At 70.8% G+C, this 16909-nt stretch carries 13 protein-coding genes; 9 read left to right on the top strand and 4 right to left on the bottom strand.

All coding sequences use genetic code 11. The annotated features are described in order from the left end of the window. Positions 1 to 172 precede the first annotated feature (172 nt). From QH290_RS32795 to QH290_RS32825, 7 genes are all read left to right on the top strand, one after another. Positions 173 to 820, top strand: a complete 648-nt coding sequence (locus QH290_RS32795; protein ID WP_280387158.1) for a PadR family transcriptional regulator — start codon at positions 173 to 175, stop codon at positions 818 to 820. Positions 821 to 986: 166 nt separating this feature from the next. Continuing rightward, on the top strand, positions 987 to 1916 hold the full coding sequence (locus tag QH290_RS32800; protein WP_280387169.1) for an esterase/lipase family protein: 930 nt from the start codon (positions 987 to 989) through the stop codon (positions 1914 to 1916). Between the two features lie 77 nt (positions 1917 to 1993). Further along, a complete protein-coding gene (gene def / locus QH290_RS32805; RefSeq protein ID WP_280269198.1) occupies positions 1994 to 2584 on the top strand; it encodes a peptide deformylase in 591 nt (196 codons plus the stop codon). After that, the gene (fmt, locus tag QH290_RS32810) at positions 2584 to 3507 is read left to right on the top strand and encodes a methionyl-tRNA formyltransferase (protein WP_280387160.1); all 924 of its coding nucleotides are present in this window, start codon (positions 2584 to 2586) and stop codon (positions 3505 to 3507) included. Before def ends, fmt begins: the two co-directional genes overlap by 1 nt. 302 nt (positions 3508 to 3809) lie before the next feature. Further along, positions 3810 to 5138, top strand: coding sequence for an RsmB/NOP family class I SAM-dependent RNA methyltransferase (locus QH290_RS32815; protein ID WP_425303683.1), 1329 nt, complete (start codon positions 3810 to 3812; stop codon positions 5136 to 5138). A 247-nt stretch (positions 5139 to 5385) separates the two neighbouring features. Continuing rightward, entirely contained in the window at positions 5386 to 9273 is a 3888-nt protein-coding gene (locus QH290_RS32820) for a Pls/PosA family non-ribosomal peptide synthetase (protein WP_425303684.1), read from the top strand. Beyond that, positions 9270 to 10619 (top strand): M1 family metallopeptidase, encoded by a 1350-nt coding sequence (locus QH290_RS32825; protein ID WP_280387165.1) that lies wholly within the window; start codon positions 9270 to 9272, stop codon positions 10617 to 10619. Before QH290_RS32820 ends, QH290_RS32825 begins: the two co-directional genes overlap by 4 nt. A 214-nt stretch (positions 10620 to 10833) precedes the next feature. On the opposite strand, the gene QH290_RS32830 is transcribed toward QH290_RS32825, so the two are convergent. Genes QH290_RS32830 through QH290_RS32840 form a run of 3 tightly spaced genes read right to left on the bottom strand, consistent with a single transcriptional unit; the run spans position 10834 to position 14321 of the window. Further along, positions 10834 to 12906: an NAD(+) synthase gene (locus QH290_RS32830; protein ID WP_280387167.1), complete on the bottom strand. Its 2073-nt coding sequence runs from the start codon at positions 12904 to 12906 to the stop codon at positions 10834 to 10836. A gap of 57 nt (positions 12907 to 12963) precedes the next feature. After that, complete coding sequence (locus QH290_RS32835) at positions 12964 to 13899, bottom strand: RNA polymerase sigma factor SigF (protein ID WP_425301688.1); 936 nt, start codon at positions 13897 to 13899, stop codon at positions 12964 to 12966. Then, positions 13899 to 14321: an ATP-binding protein gene (locus QH290_RS32840; protein ID WP_280265745.1), complete on the bottom strand. Its 423-nt coding sequence runs from the start codon at positions 14319 to 14321 to the stop codon at positions 13899 to 13901. The genes QH290_RS32835 and QH290_RS32840 overlap by 1 nt, the downstream gene beginning before the upstream one ends. 129 nt (positions 14322 to 14450) lie before the next feature. Between QH290_RS32840 and rpe the strand changes: the two genes are divergently transcribed. Beyond that, on the top strand, positions 14451 to 15107 hold the full coding sequence (gene rpe / locus QH290_RS32845) for a ribulose-phosphate 3-epimerase (protein WP_280265747.1): 657 nt from the start codon (positions 14451 to 14453) through the stop codon (positions 15105 to 15107). A 31-nt stretch (positions 15108 to 15138) separates the two neighbouring features. Here the strand turns inward: rpe and QH290_RS32850 are convergent, their stop codons facing one another. Next, the gene (locus tag QH290_RS32850; protein WP_280265744.1) at positions 15139 to 15474 is read right to left on the bottom strand and encodes a hypothetical protein; all 336 of its coding nucleotides are present in this window, start codon (positions 15472 to 15474) and stop codon (positions 15139 to 15141) included. A 715-nt stretch (positions 15475 to 16189) separates the two neighbouring features. Here QH290_RS32850 and QH290_RS32855 point away from each other — a divergent pair. Then, positions 16190 to 16795, top strand: coding sequence for a riboflavin synthase (locus QH290_RS32855; RefSeq protein ID WP_280265743.1), 606 nt, complete (start codon positions 16190 to 16192; stop codon positions 16793 to 16795). Positions 16796 to 16909 lie beyond the last annotated feature (114 nt).

Below are 16909 nucleotides of genomic sequence, written 5' to 3' on the forward strand. Positions count from 1 at the left end.
GCCATCGGAGAGCCGGTAGCCGCAGGTGTGCCCGGCACGCCAGCGGGTAGCGCTGGACTATGGACCATTCCCGAGCCCCGCTGGTCGATGCCCTCGCCGACTATCACCGCCTGGGCAGATACGGATTCACCCCGCCCCTCACGGCGCAACAGAAATGCAACACAGGCACAACATGCCGAGGGGCGGCGGGGGATTCCGGCGGGGCCCGCGACCCGGCGGTCGCGAACAGTTCCGCCGTCACCCGCGCGGCGGGCACGGTCCGCACGGCTTCGGCCCCGGATTCGGCCCGTTCGGACCGGACTTCGGTCCCGGATTCGGCGGCCCCGGCGGCCCCTTCGGCCGCGGTCGCGGCCGCGGCGGCCGGGGGCGGCGCGGCGATGTCCGCGCGGCGATCCTGCTGCTCCTGCAGGAGCGGCCGATGCACGGCTACGAGCTGATCCAGCAGATCCGCGAGCGCAGCGAGGACGTCTGGCGCCCCAGCCCGGGGTCGATCTACCCGGCGCTGTCGCAGCTCGAGGACGAGGGGCTGGTGCTCATCGAGAAGGTCGCCGGTCGCAAGACCGCCAAGCTGACCGAGGCCGGTACCGAGTACGTGGCGTCGCATCGCGACGAACTCGGCGATCCCTGGCAGGAGGTCCGCGACGGCGTCGGCGACCAGGCGCTGGATCTGCGCGAGCTGGTCGGACAGCTGATGGGTGCCGTCGCGCAGGTGGCGCGGGCCGGGACGCCGGAGCAGGCGGCCAAGGCGGCCGAGGTGCTCACCGAGTCGCGGCGCTCGCTCTACCGGATTCTCGCCGACGACGAGAGCCCCGAGAAGTAGCGGCGGCGAAAGACCGTGTCAGCACGGATATTCCCGGCCGAATCGGGGAATGATTCGTGGCATGGGACAACGGAGAGGTCGACGACCTCGGGAGGTATCACAACGGCGATACGCCGCGGTGACGGGCGCCCTGGTGGGCGCGCTGGTGCTGGGCGGCGGGACCGTGATGGGTGCGGCAGCCGCCGACCCGGTCCTCCCGCCCGGATACCGGCCACCGGCGATACCCACCGAGTCGGCCCCGCCGCAGGACGAGCACCTGTCCGCGTCCTGGTATCTGAAGGCCCATCCGGCGGCAACTCCGGAGGGCACCAACGACTTCGGGTGCAGGCCCAGTGCCCGGCATCCGCGCCCCGTCGTGCTGGCGCACGGCACCGACGCATCGGCCTACTCGGACTGGTCGGCCATCGGCCCGGCCCTGGTGCGCGCGGGTTTCTGCGTCTTCGCCCTGAACTACGGCGGTAAACCGGACGCCGTGCGCAGCTTCGGCACCGAGGACATCTGGCTGTCGGCGCGCCAGATCGGCGACTTCGTCGACCGGGTGCTGGCGGCGACCGGCGCGGCCCGCGTCGATCTCGTCGGATTCTCGCAGGGCGCCAACGTGACTCGATACTTCGTCAACAAGCTCGGCGGCGCCGATCGGGTGCAGCAGTGGGTGGGTCTGGCCTCGCCCAGTTACGGCGGGGTCATGTACGGCCTGGTGCCGCTGGCCGATTCGATTCCGGGACTGTGGTGGGTGTTCGAGAAGGTCACCTCGCCCGCGGCGGTGCAGCAGGCCGCCGGATCGCCGTTCATCCGCGAACTCAATGCGGGCGGCGACACCGTGCCCGGCGTGCGCTACACCACGATCGGGAGCCGCGTCGACGAGATGATCCAGCCGTTCGCCAATATCGCGCTGCGCGGTCCCGGCGCGGAGAACATCGTGCTGCAGGACGTGTGCCCGATCGATTTCACCGGGCACTTCCACCTGGTGTACGACCCGCTCGTGCGGCAGTTGCTGCTCAATGTCCTCGACCCCGCGCACGCGGTCGCCCCGGACTGCCGGTTCGTGCCGCTGGGGACCGGAATTCCCGAGGTGATCATCGGCGCGCACACCTGATCCGGACGACCCGGGCGGATCCGCGCCGCGGGCTCCGTAAAATGAGGCGACCGTACCTTCTCGCCCGGGAGTTGCTCGTGACCATCCAGCCCGTTCGCCTGTTCGGCGACCCCGTTCTGCGCGCCCGCGCCGACGAGGTCACCACCTTCGACAGGGAACTGCGCCAGCTGGTGACCGACCTGACCGACACCATGCGCGGCAGCGGCGGTGTCGGGATGGCGGGGCCGCAGATCGGGGTCGGCCTGCGCGTGTTCGTCTACGACACGAACTCCGCCGGGAGCGATCGGCCCGGCACCCGGCGGGCCGGGCACCTGGTGAACCCGAGCTACGAGGTGGTGGGCCAGGAGGAGCAGACCGGCACCGAGGGCTGCCTGTCGATCCCGGGGCTGCGCTACGACGTCACGCGCGCGCTGCGGGTGCTGGCGCGCGGCGTCGACATCGACGGCGCCCCGGTGGAATTCGAGGCCGAGGGCCTGCTGGCGCGCTGTGTCCAGCACGAGACCGACCATCTCGACGGCGTGCTGTACCTGGACCGGCTGGACGCGGCGACCCGCAAGGAGGCGATGCGCGCGGTGCGCGAATCGGAGTGGTTCACCGCCGGGAAGACGGTGATGTCGGCCGCGGAAGTGGCCACCGCGCGGTCCGCGCCGGCGGGACGGATCCGCTGATGCGCCTGGTCTTCGCCGGGACGCCCGGGCCCGCGGTGCCGTCGCTGCGCCGGCTCGTCGAATCCCCGCAGCACGAGGTGGTAGCGGTGGTGACCCGGCCGGACGCCGTCGCCGGGCGCGGACGCAAGGTGACCCGCTCGCCGATCGCGCTGCTGGCCGAGGAGCACGGCATCGAGGTGCTGACTCCCCGCAAGGCGTCGGAGCCCGAGTTCGTCGAACGGCTCACGGCCTTGGCGCCCGACTGCTGCCCGGTGGTGGCCTACGGTGCGCTGCTGCCGCGGCGGGTGCTCGACATCCCGCGGCACGGCTGGGTGAACCTGCACTTCTCGCTGCTGCCCGCGTGGCGTGGCGCGGCGCCGGTGCAGGCGGCGATCCTGTCCGGTGACGAGATCACCGGCGCCGCGACCTTCCGCATCGAGGAGGGCCTCGACACCGGGCCGGTGTTCGGTGTCGTCACCGAGAAGATCGCGGTCACCGATACCGCGGGCACGCTGCTGGGCAGGCTCGCGGAATCCGGTGCGCGACTGCTGGAATCGACGCTCGACGGCATCGAGGACGGCACCGTGCAGGCCGTTCCGCAGGCCGCCGAGGGCGTGTCCTACGCGCCGAAGGTCGATGCGGAGGTGGGGCACGTCCGGTGGGATCAACCGGCGCTGGCGATCGGCCGCCGCATCCGGGCGGTCACGCCCGCCCCCGGCGCCTGGACCGAGGTGGACGGGAAGCGCCTCAAACTGGGCCCGGTCGAGCTGGTCGAGGAGTCTCTGCCGCCGCGCGCGATCGAGGTCCGCAAGACCGGCGTCTACGTCGGCACCGCCACCACGGCCGTCCGCCTCGGCCAGGTACAACCGCAGGGCAAACGCATGATGTCCGCCCTCGACTGGGCCCGCGGAGCACGCCTGGAGCCCGGCGCGGTGGTCGCGTGAGCAAGCCGGAACGTGGTGCGGGGCAACCGAATTCGAGGAGTCGCCGCGACGCTCCGACAGGGCGTGCGGGCGCCGGATCCCCCCAATCCTCCGGCGGCGGCGCGGCGAAGGGGCGATCGAAAAGCCGTGGTGCGGGGTCAGGTTCCGGTGGGGCTGGCTTCGGGGGCGGGAAGCGTCCGGGGAACGCTCGCGATGAGCGGGGCGGGAGAGAGGGCCGCCCGGCTCGCAACGAGCGGGACCGGGGAGGTGAGCGCGCGACTCGGGCCGAGCGCGGGGGTCGCGGGGGCGGGCGGAACGCCGCGGTGGATGCGCCGCGCGAGGTGGCGCGCGATGTGCTGCGTGCGGTGCGGGAGCGGGATGCCTACGCGAATCTCGTGCTGCCCGCGCTGCTTCGGGAACGTCGGCTGTCGGGACGGGATGCGGCATTCGCCACCGAACTGGCGTACGGGGCGTGCCGGTCGCTCGGGTTGCTGGATGCGGTGATCGCGGACTGTGCGGGCCGGGCGGTCGGCGATATCGACGGGCCGCTGCTGGACGTGCTCCGGCTCGGCGTGTACCAGATCCTGCGGACCCGCGTCGGGGCGCACGCGGCCGTGGACACCTCGGTGGATCTGGTGCGCTCCGAATTCGGCAGCGGCAAGGCGGGATTCGTCAATGCCGTGCTGCGCCGCGCGGGGGAGCGCGCCGCGCCGGAGTGGGTGGACCGGCTCGCACCGCGAGATCCCCTGGGCCGCGTGGCCTTCGAGTACGCGCATCCGGTGTGGATCGCCCAGGCGTTCGCGGACGCGCTGGGCGCCCACGCCGACGAGCTGCGCGACCTGCTGGCCGCCGACGACGAACGCCCGGCCGTCCACCTGGTGGCGCGGCCCGGGGATATCACCGCCGAGGAGCTGGCCCTGGTCACCGGCGGCGAGGAGGGGCGCTGGTCGCCGTACGCGGTGTATCTCGACGGCGGCGATCCGGGCAAGCTGGAACCGGTGCGCGAGGGCATGGCCGCGGTCCAGGACGAGGGCAGCCAGCTGGTCGCGTTGTCGCTGGTCCGCGCCCCGCTGCTCGGCCCCGACACCGGCCGCTGGCTCGACCTGTGCGCCGGTCCCGGCGGCAAGGCCGCGCTGCTCGGCGCCCTCGCCGCCATCGACGGCTGTCACGTCGACGCGATCGAACCCGCCGAACACCGCGCCGACCTGGTGCGCAAGGCGACCGCCGGGCTTCCGGTGCGGGTGCGCGTGGTCGACGGCCGCGACAGCGGACTGGAACCCGGCTACGACCGCATCCTGGTCGACGCGCCCTGCACCGGCCTGGGCGCGCTGCGCCGCCGCCCGGAGGCGCGCTGGCGCCGGACCCCCGCCGATGTGCGCGAACTCACGCTGCTGCAGCGTGAATTGCTCACCGCCGCATGGGATCTGCTGCGGCCCGGGGGCGTGGTCGTATACTCGACCTGTTCTCCGCACCTGCCCGAGACCGTCGCCGTGGTCGCCGATCTGGTGCGCCGGACGGGCGCCGAACAGCTCGATACCCGCGAGCTGCTGCCCGGCGTCACCGCGCTGGGCGACGGACCGTCCGCACAGCTGTGGCCGCACCGGCACGGCACCGACGCCATGTTCACGGCCGCGCTGCGCAAACCCGCCTAGTTCGCGATCCGGACCGGGTGCTCCGTCGTTGTTCCGGTATGGACGAGGCACGCCCGAATCCGGACCTGGAAGAATGGTCCGGGCAAATCGGCCGCATACGGGCCGGAGGGCGTCCTGCCCGGCGGAGTGTGGGACGGCGTAAGCATGATGTTTGCGAATCGGTAACCCTGGCGTGAGACAAACAGCGCACGAGCGGGCCGATCGGAAAGGTGGACGGGACGTGACGCTCCAGCCGGAGGTCTCGGAGATCGCAGCGGACTCCGTGGCGATCCCAGCACTGTCGCCGCTGCTGCGGTCCATTTTCGCCGCTCCGCCGCGCACGCTGGTGGACATTCTGGCCGAGACGGCACGCGACCACCCCGACGCACCGGCGCTCGACGACGGCGGCGACCCGCTGAGCTATGCCGAACTGCTCGCCGAGGTCGACGACACCGCGGACCGGCTGCGCGAGGCGGGTGTGCGGCCCGGCGACCGAGTGGGCGTGCGCATCCCGTCCGGGACCGGCGAGCTGTACGTCACCATTCTGGCCGTGCTGCAGGCGGGCGCCGCCTACGTGCCGGTCGATGCCGACGATCCGGACGAGCGGGCGCGGCTGGTCTTCGGCGAGGCGGGGGTCAGCGCCGTCGTCACCGCCGCCGGGGTCGTGCCGCACACGACCGGACCGGACCCGGACCGGCCGGGGGCCGCCGCACCGCCGGGACCGGACGACGACGCGTGGATCATCTTCACCTCCGGATCCACGGGCACGCCGAAGGGTGTCGCGGTGACCCACCGCAACGCCGCCGCCTTCATCGATGCCGAGGCCCGGCTGTTTCTGCGGGACGCGCCGATCGGCCCGGGGGACCGCGTGCTGGCCGGGCTGTCGGTCGCCTTCGACGCCTCGTGCGAGGAGATGTGGCTGGCGTGGCGGCACGGCGCCTGCCTGGTCCCGGCGCCGCGGGCGCTGGTGCGCAGCGGCGTGGATCTGGGGCCCTGGCTGGTGCGGCGCGGAATCACCGTCGTCTCGACGGTCCCGACCCTGGCCGCGATGTGGCCCGCCGAGGCGCTGGACGCGGTGCGGCTGCTGATCTTCGGCGGCGAGGCCGTCCCGCCCGAACTCGCCGAGCGGCTGGCCGGGATGGGCCGGCGCGAGGTGTGGAACACCTACGGCCCCACCGAGGCCACCGTCGTCGCCTGCGCCGCCCGGCTGACCGGCGAATCGCCGGTGCGGATCGGGCTGCCGCTGGACGGCTGGGATCTGGCGGTCGTCGACGCCGAGGGAAATCCGGTGGGGGAGGGCGAATCCGGGGAACTGGTGATCGGCGGCGTCGGCCTGGCCCGCTACCTCGACCCGGCCAAGGACGCCGAGAAGTACGCGCCCATGCCGAGATTGGGCTGGGAGCGGGCCTATCGCAGCGGCGATCTGGTCCGCAACGACAGCGCGGGCCTGGTCTTCCTGGGCCGCGCCGACGATCAGGTGAAGATCGGCGGCCGCCGCATCGAACTGGGCGAGCTGGATACCGCGCTGCAGCACCTGCCGGGCGTGACCGCCGCCGTGGCCGCCGTGCGAACCACCAAGGCGGGCAACCGAATCCTGGTCGGCTACCTCGCCACCGCCGATCCCGGCTTCGATGTCGGGCACGCCCGCAAACTGCTCGCCGGGCAACTGCCCGCCCCGCTCGTGCCGCGGCTGGCCGTGCTCGGCGAATTACCCACGCGGACATCGGGAAAGGTCGATCGCGACGCGCTGCCGTGGCCGCTGCCCGGCCCCGCGGCCGATCCGGAGCCCGGCGCCGGGCTCACGGGGACGGCGCAATGGATTGCCGGACTGTGGAATTCGATCCTCGGCGCCGAGGTCACGGGGCGGGGCGCGGACTTCTTCGACCTCGGCGGCGGTTCCCTCGCCGCGGCACAGCTGGTGACCGCACTGCGCGAACGGTTCCCGCAGATCACCGTCGCCGACCTCTACGACCACCCGCGCCTGGGCGCCCTCGCGGATCTGCTGGATGCCGCCGCGCCGGTCGCCGCCGTCGAAACGCGTACGGTCACCCCGACCCCGCGGCGCGCGCAGTGGGCGCAGCTGCTGGCCCTGGTCCCGCTCACCACGCTGACCGGCCTGCAGTGGCTGACCTGGCTCGCAATCGTCACCAATATCGCGAGCTGGTCCGGTGCCATCCCGTGGATGCCCGGGCTGTCGTGGTGGTGGGCGCTGCTCGGATTCGTGCTGTTCATCTCGCCGCCGGGCCGGATGGCGATCTGCGTCGCCGGGGCGCGGCTGCTGCTGCGCGGCGTCGGGCCCGGCGTCTATCCGCGCGGCGGCTCAGTCCACCTGCGGCTGTGGGCCGCGGTGCGCCTGTCGGAGGCCAGCGGCGCCGAGAACCTGTCGGGCGCACCGTGGATGGTGCCGTTCGCGCGGGCGCTGGGCGCCAAGGTCGGCAGGGGCGTGGACCTGCACACGCTGCCGCCGGTGACGGGACTGCTGGAACTCGGCGACGGCTGCAGCGTCGAACCCGAGGTGGATCTGGCCGGATACTGGATCGACGGGGACCGGGTCCACATCGGCGCCATGCGGATCGGCGCGGGCGCGGTCGTGGGTTCGCGGTCGACGCTGCTGCCCGGCGCGGTGATCGGCAAGAACGCCGTTGTCGCACCGGGTTCCGCGGTCTTCGGCAAGGTGAAGGCGGGACAGGAGTGGGCCGGTTCGCCCGCGGCCAAGGTGGGCAAGGCCGACCATCCCTGGCCGTCCAGCACGCCGCCGCGCGCCGTGCACTGGGTCGCCGTCTTCGGGCTGACCTCGATGGTGCTGGCGGCGATGCCGATCCTCGCCCTCGCCGCGGGCGGCGCGTTGATCGCGTGGTGGATTCGCGACGACCGGACCCTGCCGGGCGCGCTCGGCGACGCCTTCGCGATCCTGCCGGTCGCCACGCTGCTGAGCCTGGCGGTCTTCGCGGCCGCGACCGTGGTGTCGGTCCGGCTGCTCAGCATCGGGCTGACCGAGGGCTATCACCCGGTGCGCAGCCGCGTCGGCTGGCAGGCGTGGTCGACCGAACGCCTGATGGATTCCGCGCGCACCTTCCTGTTCCCGCTCTACGCCAGCCTGCTGACGCCGCTGTGGCTGCGGCTGCTCGGCGCCTCCATCGGCAAGGGCGTCGAGGCGTCGACGGTGCTGCTGCTGCCGAAGTTCACCACGGTCGCCGACGGCGCGTTCTTGGCCGACGACACGATGGTCGCCAGCTACGAACTCGGCGGCGGCTGGCTGCACATCGGCGGCGCGAAGGTCGGCAAGCGAGCATTCCTCGGCAATTCCGGTATGACCGCGCCCGGCCGCCGGGTACCGAAGAATGGTCTGGTGGCGGTGTTGTCGGCGGCACCGGAGAAGGCGAAGGCGGGCTCGTCGTGGCTGGGCAGCCCGCCGGTCCGGTTGCGCCGCACGGCCGGTGACTCCGACACCGCGCGGACCTTCGACCCGCCGCTGCGGCTGAAGGTCGCCCGCGGTCTGGTCGAGACCTGCCGCCTGCTCCCCGTGATGGTGACCTTCGGCATCGGGCTCGGCGTGCTGTTCGCGCTCGCCGCGCTGGCGCAGGGGCCCGGATACTGGTTCGCCGCATTGCTTTCGGGCGTGGTGCTGCTCGGCGCGGGCCTGCTGGCCGGGGGGTGCGCGGTGGCGGCGAAGTGGCTCGTGGTCGGGCGCATCGAGAAGGTCGAACATCCGCTGTGGAGTTCGTTCGTGTGGCGCAACGAGGTCTCCGACGCCTTCGTGGAAACCGTTGCGGCGCCGTGGTTCGCGCGCGCGGCCACCGGCACCGCGGTGATGAATCTGTGGCTGCGCGGGCTGGGCGCGCGGATCGGGCGCGGCGTGTGGTGCGAGTCGTACTGGCTGCCCGAGGCCGATCTGGTGACCCTCGGCGACGGGGCGACCGTCGAGCGCGGATGTGTTGTACAGACCCACCTGTTCCATGATCGGATCATGGCCATGGACACGGTGACCCTGGAGGCCGGGGCGACCCTCGGACCGCATTGCGTCGCACTCCCGGCGGCACGGATCGGCGCGGGCGCCACCGTCGGCCCGGCCTCGCTGGTGATGCGCGGCGATACCGTCCCGCCTTCCACCCGGTGGCAGGGCAACCCGATCGCGCCCTGGTCCGAGGGCTCATGATGGGGGACAAGTTCTACGAGGAGCCGATCGACGAGTACCTGCCGCAGAACGGCAATCGCGGATATCGGGTGTCGCGGTACGAGCTGGAGCTGGTTTACAAGGTGAACAGCAACCGGCTGACGGGGCGGGCATCGATCACCGCCGTGACGACCGCCGTGCGCCCTCGGTTCGCCCTCGACCTGTCCCAATCGCTCGGTGTCACCAAGGTTTTCGTCAACGGGTCGAAGGCCGCGAAGTATTCGCATCAGCGCGGCAAGCTCACCATTACACCGGCCCGCAAGATTCCGGCCGGTGGCGTGCTCGCCATCGTGGTCCAGTACGGCGGAACCCCGCGGCCGGTGCGCGGGCCGTGGGGCGAGGTGGGCTGGGAGGAACTGAGCGAGGGGGCACTGGTGGCCAGCCAGCCCAACGGCGCGGCCTCCTGGTTCCCGTGCGACGACCACCCGAGTTCCAAGGCCAGCTACCGGATCTCGATCACCGCCGATTCGCCGTACTACGCCGCCGCCAACGGCGTGCTGACACACAAGCAGACCAAGGCCAGCCAGACGACCTGGGTGTACGAGCAGTCCGAGCCCATGGCGAGCTATCTGGCGACCGTGCAGATCGGGCCGTACCGCAGGTACCGGATCGGATCGTCGCACGATGCGCCGGTGCCGATGCAGGCACTGCTCCCGGCGCGGCTGCGGACCGCGTTCGACCACGACTTCGCGCGGCAGCCGCAGATGATGACCGCGTTCCAGGATCGCTTCGGGCCCTACCCTTTCGAGGGCTACACGGTGGTGGTGACCGACGACGATCTGGAGATCCCGATCGAGGCGCAGGGGCTGTCGATCTTCGGTGCCAATCACTGCGACGGCCGCCGGGGCGCGGAGCGGTTGATCGCGCACGAACTCGCGCACCAGTGGTTCGGCAACAGTCTCACCGTGCGGCAGTGGCGCGATATCTGGCTGCACGAGGGATTCGCCTGCTACGCCGAATGGATCTGGTCCGAGGCATCGGGCGGCCCCACGGCCGACCAGATGGCCCGCGCCGCCCGCCACACCCTGTCCCGCAGCCCCCAGGACATCGTGGTCGGCGACCCGGGCCCGGCGGCGATGTTCGACGACCGGGTGTACAAGCGCGGCGCCCTCACGCTGCACTCCCTGCGCCTGGAACTCGGCGACGGCCGATTCTTCGGCCTGCTGCGCGAATGGACCGCCAGATACCGCCACTCCTCGGTCAGCACGGAGGAATTCGCCGACCTCGCAGGGCATTACAGCACCGCGTCCCTCCGCCCCCTATGGGACACCTGGCTCTACGACCCGGCCCTGCCGCAACTGCCGCCACAGCACGGTGCGGTCGGCTGATCCCGGCCAAAAGCACGCCGGGAATGAAGAGTGTGCGGCGCGCCGGGAATGAAGGTGTGCGGCGCGCCGGGAATGAAGGTGTGCGGCACGCCGGGAATGAAGGGTGTGCGGCGCGCCGGGAATGAAGGGTGTGCGGCGCGCCGGGAATGAAGGTGTGCGGCCGTCCATCCCTTGTTTCCGGCATGCTTTTGGCCGGAATCTGCTGTGGGGCGGGTCAGTCCGGGACGTTGCGGGCCAGTTCGTCGAGCCAGGCGGTGGCGACGGCGTCGCTGGGGGCACGCCAATCGCCGCGGGGGGACAGGGAACCGCCGGAGCCGACCTTCGGGGCGTTGGGGAGGGTGGAGCGCTTGAACTGGCTGGTCTGGATGTAGCGGCGGAGGAATTCGGCGAGCCAGTGCTTGATGGTGGGCAGGTCGTATTCGTGGCGGTCGGGTTCGGGGATCAGATCGGGCCAGCGCCCGCGGGTGCGGTCGGACCAGGCGTGGCGGGCCAGGTAGGCGATGCGGCTCGGGAGATAGCCGAAGCGCAGCAGGTAGTACAGGTGGAAGTCCTGCAGCTCGTAGGGGCCGACGGTGGCCTCCGAACTCTGCCCCGGCTGCGGCGAATCACCCTCCGCGGCACCGTTTTCCGCGGGGATCAGCTCCGGGGAGATCTCGGTGGCGAGGATCGAGGTCAGCACCTCGTCGGCGTCGGGGCCCAGCTCGCCGGTGTCGACCGCCCAGGCGATCAGGTACTTGATCAGCGTCTTCGGCACCGAGGCGTTCACGCTGTAGTGCGCCATGTGATCGCCGACGCCGAAGGTGCACCAGCCCAGCGCCAGTTCGCTGAGATCGCCGGTGCCGACGACGAGCGCGTGCCGCTGATTGGCCAGCCGGAACAGATGCGAGGTGCGCTCGCCCGCCTGAACGTTCTCGTAGGTGACGTCGTACCGCGGAACACCGTCGGCGGCAGGATGATTCAGGTCCCGTAGCATCTGCGTGGCCGACGGCCGGATGTCGATCTCGTGCGCCGATACCCCCAGCGCCCGCATCAGCCGATGCGCGTCCTGCCGCGTCCTGGATCCGGTGGCGAATCCGGGCATGGTGTAGGCCAGCACATTCGAGCGCGGCAGCCCGAGCCGGTCCATGGTCTTGGCGGCCACGATCAGCGCCGCCGTGGAATCCAGCCCGCCGGACACCCCGATGACCACCCGCTGCGATCCGGTCGCCGCCAGCCGCGTGCTCAGCCCCTCGACCTGGATGTGGTGCACCTCCGCGCAGCGTTCGTTGCGCACCGCGGGATCGGCCGGAACATAAGGGAAGCGCGGGATTTCGCGCCGCAGCGCGACCGCCGCCGACGGTATCGGCAGCTCGATCTCGAGGCGCCGCAGCCGGGCCAGCCGCTCCCGGTGATCGTGCACGTTGTCGGCGAAACTGGTCATCCGCAATCGGTCGGCCGCCAGCCGCAGCAGGTCTATGTCGGCGGTCACCAGCTGCGGGTGATCGGCGAAACGCTCTCCCTCGCCGAGCAACTCGCCGTTCTCGCACACCAGCGCCTGACCGTCCCAGGCCATATCGGTCGTCGACTCGCCGTGTCCCGCGGCCGAATACAGATACGCGGCGATGTAGCGCGCGGAATGCGAGGCACACAGCTGCCGCCGGAAGTCGGCCTTGCCGACGACGATATTGCTGGCGGACAGGTTGACCAGCACGGTCGCCCCGGCCAGCGCGGCGAAACCGCTGGGCGGCAGCGGAACCCAGCCGTCCTCGCAGATCTCCAGATGCAGGACGAAGCCGTCCAGATTCGAGGCGGCGAACAGCAGATCCGCACCGAACGGCACCCGCTGCCCGGCGATCGACACCCGGTCGTCGAGGTTCTCCCGCGCCGCCGCGAACTGCCGCTTCTCGTAGAACTCCCGGTAGTTCGGCAGGTAGCTCTTGGGCACCGCGCCCAGCACCCGGCCGCGGTCGATCACGATCCCGCAGTTGAACAACCGCCCCTGCGCCCGGATCGGCGCGCCGACCACCAGCACCGAGTCGATATCGGCGCTCTCCGCGACCACGTGCGCCAGCGCCGACTCGACGGCATGGTGCAGCGCGTCCTGATGGAAGAGATCGTCGGCGGTGTAGGACGACAGGCCCAATTCGGGAAAGACGGTCAGCACCGCGCCGTCGGCGGCGGCCCGCCGCGCGAGCAGCAGCGTCTGCTCGGCGTTGTAGGCCGGGTCGGCCACCCGCACCGGGGGCACGGCGACCGCGACCCGGGCGAATCCGTGCCGGTAGAGCGAATCGAACGGTAGTTGCGCCACGCCGTCCCCTGCCGTCAGGTGATCATGGTCGCCTCGCAATCTACGACATCCCCCGCCTCACTCCCGGGCGGACTGCTCCCGGAGGCGGGCAAGGGTTTTGGCGAGAATGCGCGAGACGTGCATCTGCGAGATTCCCATGCGCTGGGCGATCTGGGTCTGCGTCATGGACTCGAAGAACCGCATGGTGAGGATGCGGCGCTCGCGTTCGGGCAGCCCCGCCAGCAGGGGGCGGATCGCCACGTACTCCTCGACCCGGTCGAACTGCGACTCCTCCTCGCCGAGCGTATCCAGCAGCGACGCCTCGGTATCGCGGCCGACCGAGACGGCGTCGATCGAGCTGGGCTGATAGGCGTTGCCCGCGATGACCGCCTGCGTGACCTCGTCCGGATTGATCTCGAGCTCGGTGGCGATCTCCTTGACGGTGGGGGAGCGGCCCAGCGACTGCGAGAGCGTGTCGATGGCGGCGCCGATGCGCAGGTGAGTCTCCTTGACCCGGCGCGGAACTCGCATCGCCCAGGTGTTGTCGCGGAAGTAGCGCCGCACCTCGCCCATGATCGTGGGCACCGCGAAGGACAGGAAGTTCGAGCCGCGGGTGATGTCGAACCGGTCCACCGCGTGCACCAGCCCCACCCGGGCCACCTGTGTCAGATCGTCGAAAGGCTCACCGCGCCCGCTGAACTTGCGCGCGATGTGATCGGCCAGCGGGATACAGCGGCTGATCAGCTGGGTGCGTAACTCGGCGCGCCGATCGGAATCCTCGGCGGCCGCGGCCAGCTCCTCGAAAAGGGTTGTGACGTCGTCGTATCCGGAGACCGACTCGGCGACCTCGTCCACCTCGTCGGCGGCCTCACCGTCGGCGGTGTCCGCGTCCGCAGTATCGGTACCGGTGGGTTCGTCGGGGTCGGCGGCCGCGTGCTTTCCGGCATCCGTGGATGCGGTGCGTTCGGAGTCGGCGGCGTCGCCGGAGCCGAACACGGTGTCCTCGTCAGCCACTACGCCTTCCCCCGGACCCGCCGGAACTCCACGACGGTCGGATGTCCGGAGACCGCCTGGTCGAAAGGCTCCTGGGTGGTGGTCACCTCGTCGGTGAGCGTGCGCAGCACGTGCCAGCCGAAGCTGCGCTGATCGGGCAGCCCCGCCGTGGCGGCGATGCCGGTGACGCGCACCAGCAGATCGTCGTCGCCGACGGTGAACCGGCAGCGCAGCGTGCTGCCCGGGGCCGCGATCGCGATGAGGGTCGAGCACGCCTCGTCCACCGCCAACCGGATGTCGGCCACCTCGTCCAGGGTGAAATCGCTGAGCAGGACCAGCGTTTCGGCAAGCCCGCGCACGATCGGCAACTGTGACACGGTAGCGGCGACGCCGATTTCCACCGGGGTGCTGCGCAGTCCCTGCTCCGCCGAAATATTGATCACCCTCAGAAGGCTACCCAACCCCGCGGGGACTAATCGGATCTGTGCCTGCTTCGAGATGCCGGGGTGTCGCCGACCGCTACACTGCGCGCTGTGGCCACCTCCAACTCGCATTTCCATCGCCCGTCACCGATGATCGCGCCGTCCATCCTGTCCGCGGACTTCGCGAACCTCGCGCGGGAGGTGAAGGCCGTCGAGGGCGCCGACTGGCTGCACGTCGATGTGATGGACAACCACTTCGTGCCCAATCTGACCCTCGGCCTGCCGGTCGTGCAGAGCCTGCTGAAGACCACCGACATCCCGCTGGACTGCCACCTGATGATCGAGGATCCGGGCCGCTGGGCGCCGCCGTACGCGGAGGCGGGCGCCCACAACGTCACCTTCCACGCCGAGGCCACCGACGATCCGGTGGCGGTGGCCCGCGATATCCGCGCCGCGGGCGCCAAGGCGGGCCTGTCGGTGAAGCCGAACACCCCGATCGAGCCGTACCTCGAGATGCTGCGCCACTTCGACACGCTGCTGGTGATGAGCGTCGAGCCCGGATTCGGCGGCCAGTCGTTCATCGCGCACGTGCTGGACAAGGCGCGCACGGTGCGCCGCCTGGTCGACTCGGGCGAGCTGCGGCTGATCGTGGAGATCGACGGCGGTATCAATATGAACACCATCGAGCAGGCCGCCGAGGCCGGTGTCGACTGCTTCGTCGCGGGGTCCGCGGTCTACGGGACCGAGGACCCGGGCGCGACCGTGGAGAAGTTGCGCGACAAGGTGATCGCGGTCGAGGCGCCGTAACCTCGTTCCGGCGTGCTTTCGGCCGGAATCCTCAGCGGGCCGGTACTTTTCGCGTGCACACCGCTCGCGTCGCCTCGATGACGTCCTCGAGCGGAGGGACGGCCTCGGCGGTTTCCGGCGCCTGCACCCAGGTGCGGTACCCGGTGCGCTCGTCGTCGGCGGAGGGCAGCACCACCTGGCTGCCGGTGCACGCGACGGTGGCGTAGAGCCGGAACAGTTCGGCCGACACGGATTTGGTCATACTCCCCGCGCGGGCCGGGCCGGTGATGAAGGTCCAGCGCCGGGCGCGGGGGTGGTGGACGACGGGCCCGGCGAGATCTGTCTGCTCCAGCTGCCGCTGGACGCGCTCGCCGAGATCGGCGGGCATCGTGATCGCGCCGTAGCGTGTGCCTATTTCCAGCAGGATGTGTCGTGACGTGGGATCGATCGATGCCGGCAGGTGAAATTCGCGACGATATTGAACGCAGCGAGCTTCGAGTGTCGAATCGAGAAGCGTGGTCACGCCGCACCCCCATCTGTGGTGTTGTTGTCCAACCTGGATCCGACCCGTGAGGGCCTCTACCTTCCGTCGGTTTGACTGGTTCCTGCCTGCTCGCACGCGGTGCGCGAGGTGGAACGGTTCCGCGCTGAACTGCTCGCTCGGAAGTTGAACACTGGGAATCAACTGCATAACAATATTGCTTCCGATTTCCGTCGAACGCAAGCTTTGTGTGTAAGCGCGTCGCCGACCGGGTACAACTCCACGTTCGGCCGATGACGGATACCGAAATCTCGGCCGCGCTGCGGGAACGGTCGGCCGAGAAATCACCGGCCGCTCGATTTCATTGTTCAGATCAAGAAATACTCCGAAATTACAGGAATGTATTTCCGATTTCGGCGTCCGGGCAGGTCGGTCCGTCGGTTTGTCTCCCGATTCGCCGAGTCGAGGTCTCCTCTGCGGTCCAGGGCCCGCCGGTACCGGCCGGGTGCCGCCTACGACCCGGCGTCGTTAGGCTGGTGGCCACAGGCAGCATCGGGCGGGAATAGCGCCCACGGTCCGGGCTGTTGGCTCGAGCGGGCACCGGGTGACAGGAGAAGAGGGCATGTTCACAGGCATCGTCGAGGAGCTGGGCGAGATCGTCGCGGCCGAGCAGCTGGCCGATGCGGCCCGGCTGACGATCCGCGGCAAACTGGTGACCTCCGATGCCGGCCACGGCGATTCGATCGCGGTGAACGGTGTCTGCCTGACGGTCGTCGCGATCGTCGACGGCGACAGCTTCACCACCGACGTCATGGGGGAGACGCTGAACCGCTCCAGCCTGCGCGGTCTCGGCGTCGGCTCGCTGGTCAACCTCGAACGCGCGGCGGCGGTGAACAGCCGCCTCGGCGGGCACATCGTGCAGGGGCACGTGGACGGGACCGGCACCATCGTGTCCCGCGACCCGCAGGAGAACTGGGAGGTCGTGCGCGTCTCGCTGCCCGAGGAGCTGGCCCGCTACGTCGTGGAGAAGGGCTCGATCACCATCGACGGCATCTCGCTGACGGTCTCGGGACTCGGGCGCGACGAGACCGGCGACTGGCTCGAGGTGTCGCTGATCCCCACCACCCGCGAACTCACCACCCTCGGCACCGCGCCGGTCGGAACCGTCGTCAACCTCGAGGTCGACATCATCGCCAAGTACGTGGAGCGGCTGCAGCAGCGCGGCTAGGTGTGCCGCGGCCGCGACGCGGCGGCGGGGGGCGACACACTACTGTTATTGGCCCCTGACCCAGATGGAGCGCAGCACACGAGACCAGCTTCGACACCAACGAGAGCGCAGACG

Origin of the sequence: Nocardia wallacei, from assembly GCF_029869545.1 — a bacterium.
Taxonomy (GTDB): domain Bacteria; phylum Actinomycetota; class Actinomycetes; order Mycobacteriales; family Mycobacteriaceae; genus Nocardia; species Nocardia wallacei_A.

Bases quoted from the DNA above. Each gene is read 5' to 3' on its own strand.
- QH290_RS32795 (WP_280387158.1), top strand. From the start codon at position 173: ATGCCGAGGGGCGGCGGGGGATTCCGGCGGGGCCCGCGACCCGGCGGT.
- QH290_RS32800 (WP_280387169.1), top strand. From the start codon at position 987: ATGGGTGCGGCAGCCGCCGACCCGGTCCTCCCGCCCGGATACCGGCCA.
- fmt (WP_280387160.1), top strand. From the start codon at position 2,584: ATGCGCCTGGTCTTCGCCGGGACGCCCGGGCCCGCGGTGCCGTCGCTG.
- QH290_RS32825 (WP_280387165.1), top strand. From the start codon at position 9,270: ATGATGGGGGACAAGTTCTACGAGGAGCCGATCGACGAGTACCTGCCG.
- rpe (WP_280265747.1), top strand. From the start codon at position 14,451: ATGATCGCGCCGTCCATCCTGTCCGCGGACTTCGCGAACCTCGCGCGG.
- QH290_RS32850 (WP_280265744.1), bottom strand. From the start codon at position 15,474: ATGCCCGCCGATCTCGGCGAGCGCGTCCAGCGGCAGCTGGAGCAGACA.
- QH290_RS32855 (WP_280265743.1), top strand. From the start codon at position 16,190: ATGTTCACAGGCATCGTCGAGGAGCTGGGCGAGATCGTCGCGGCCGAG.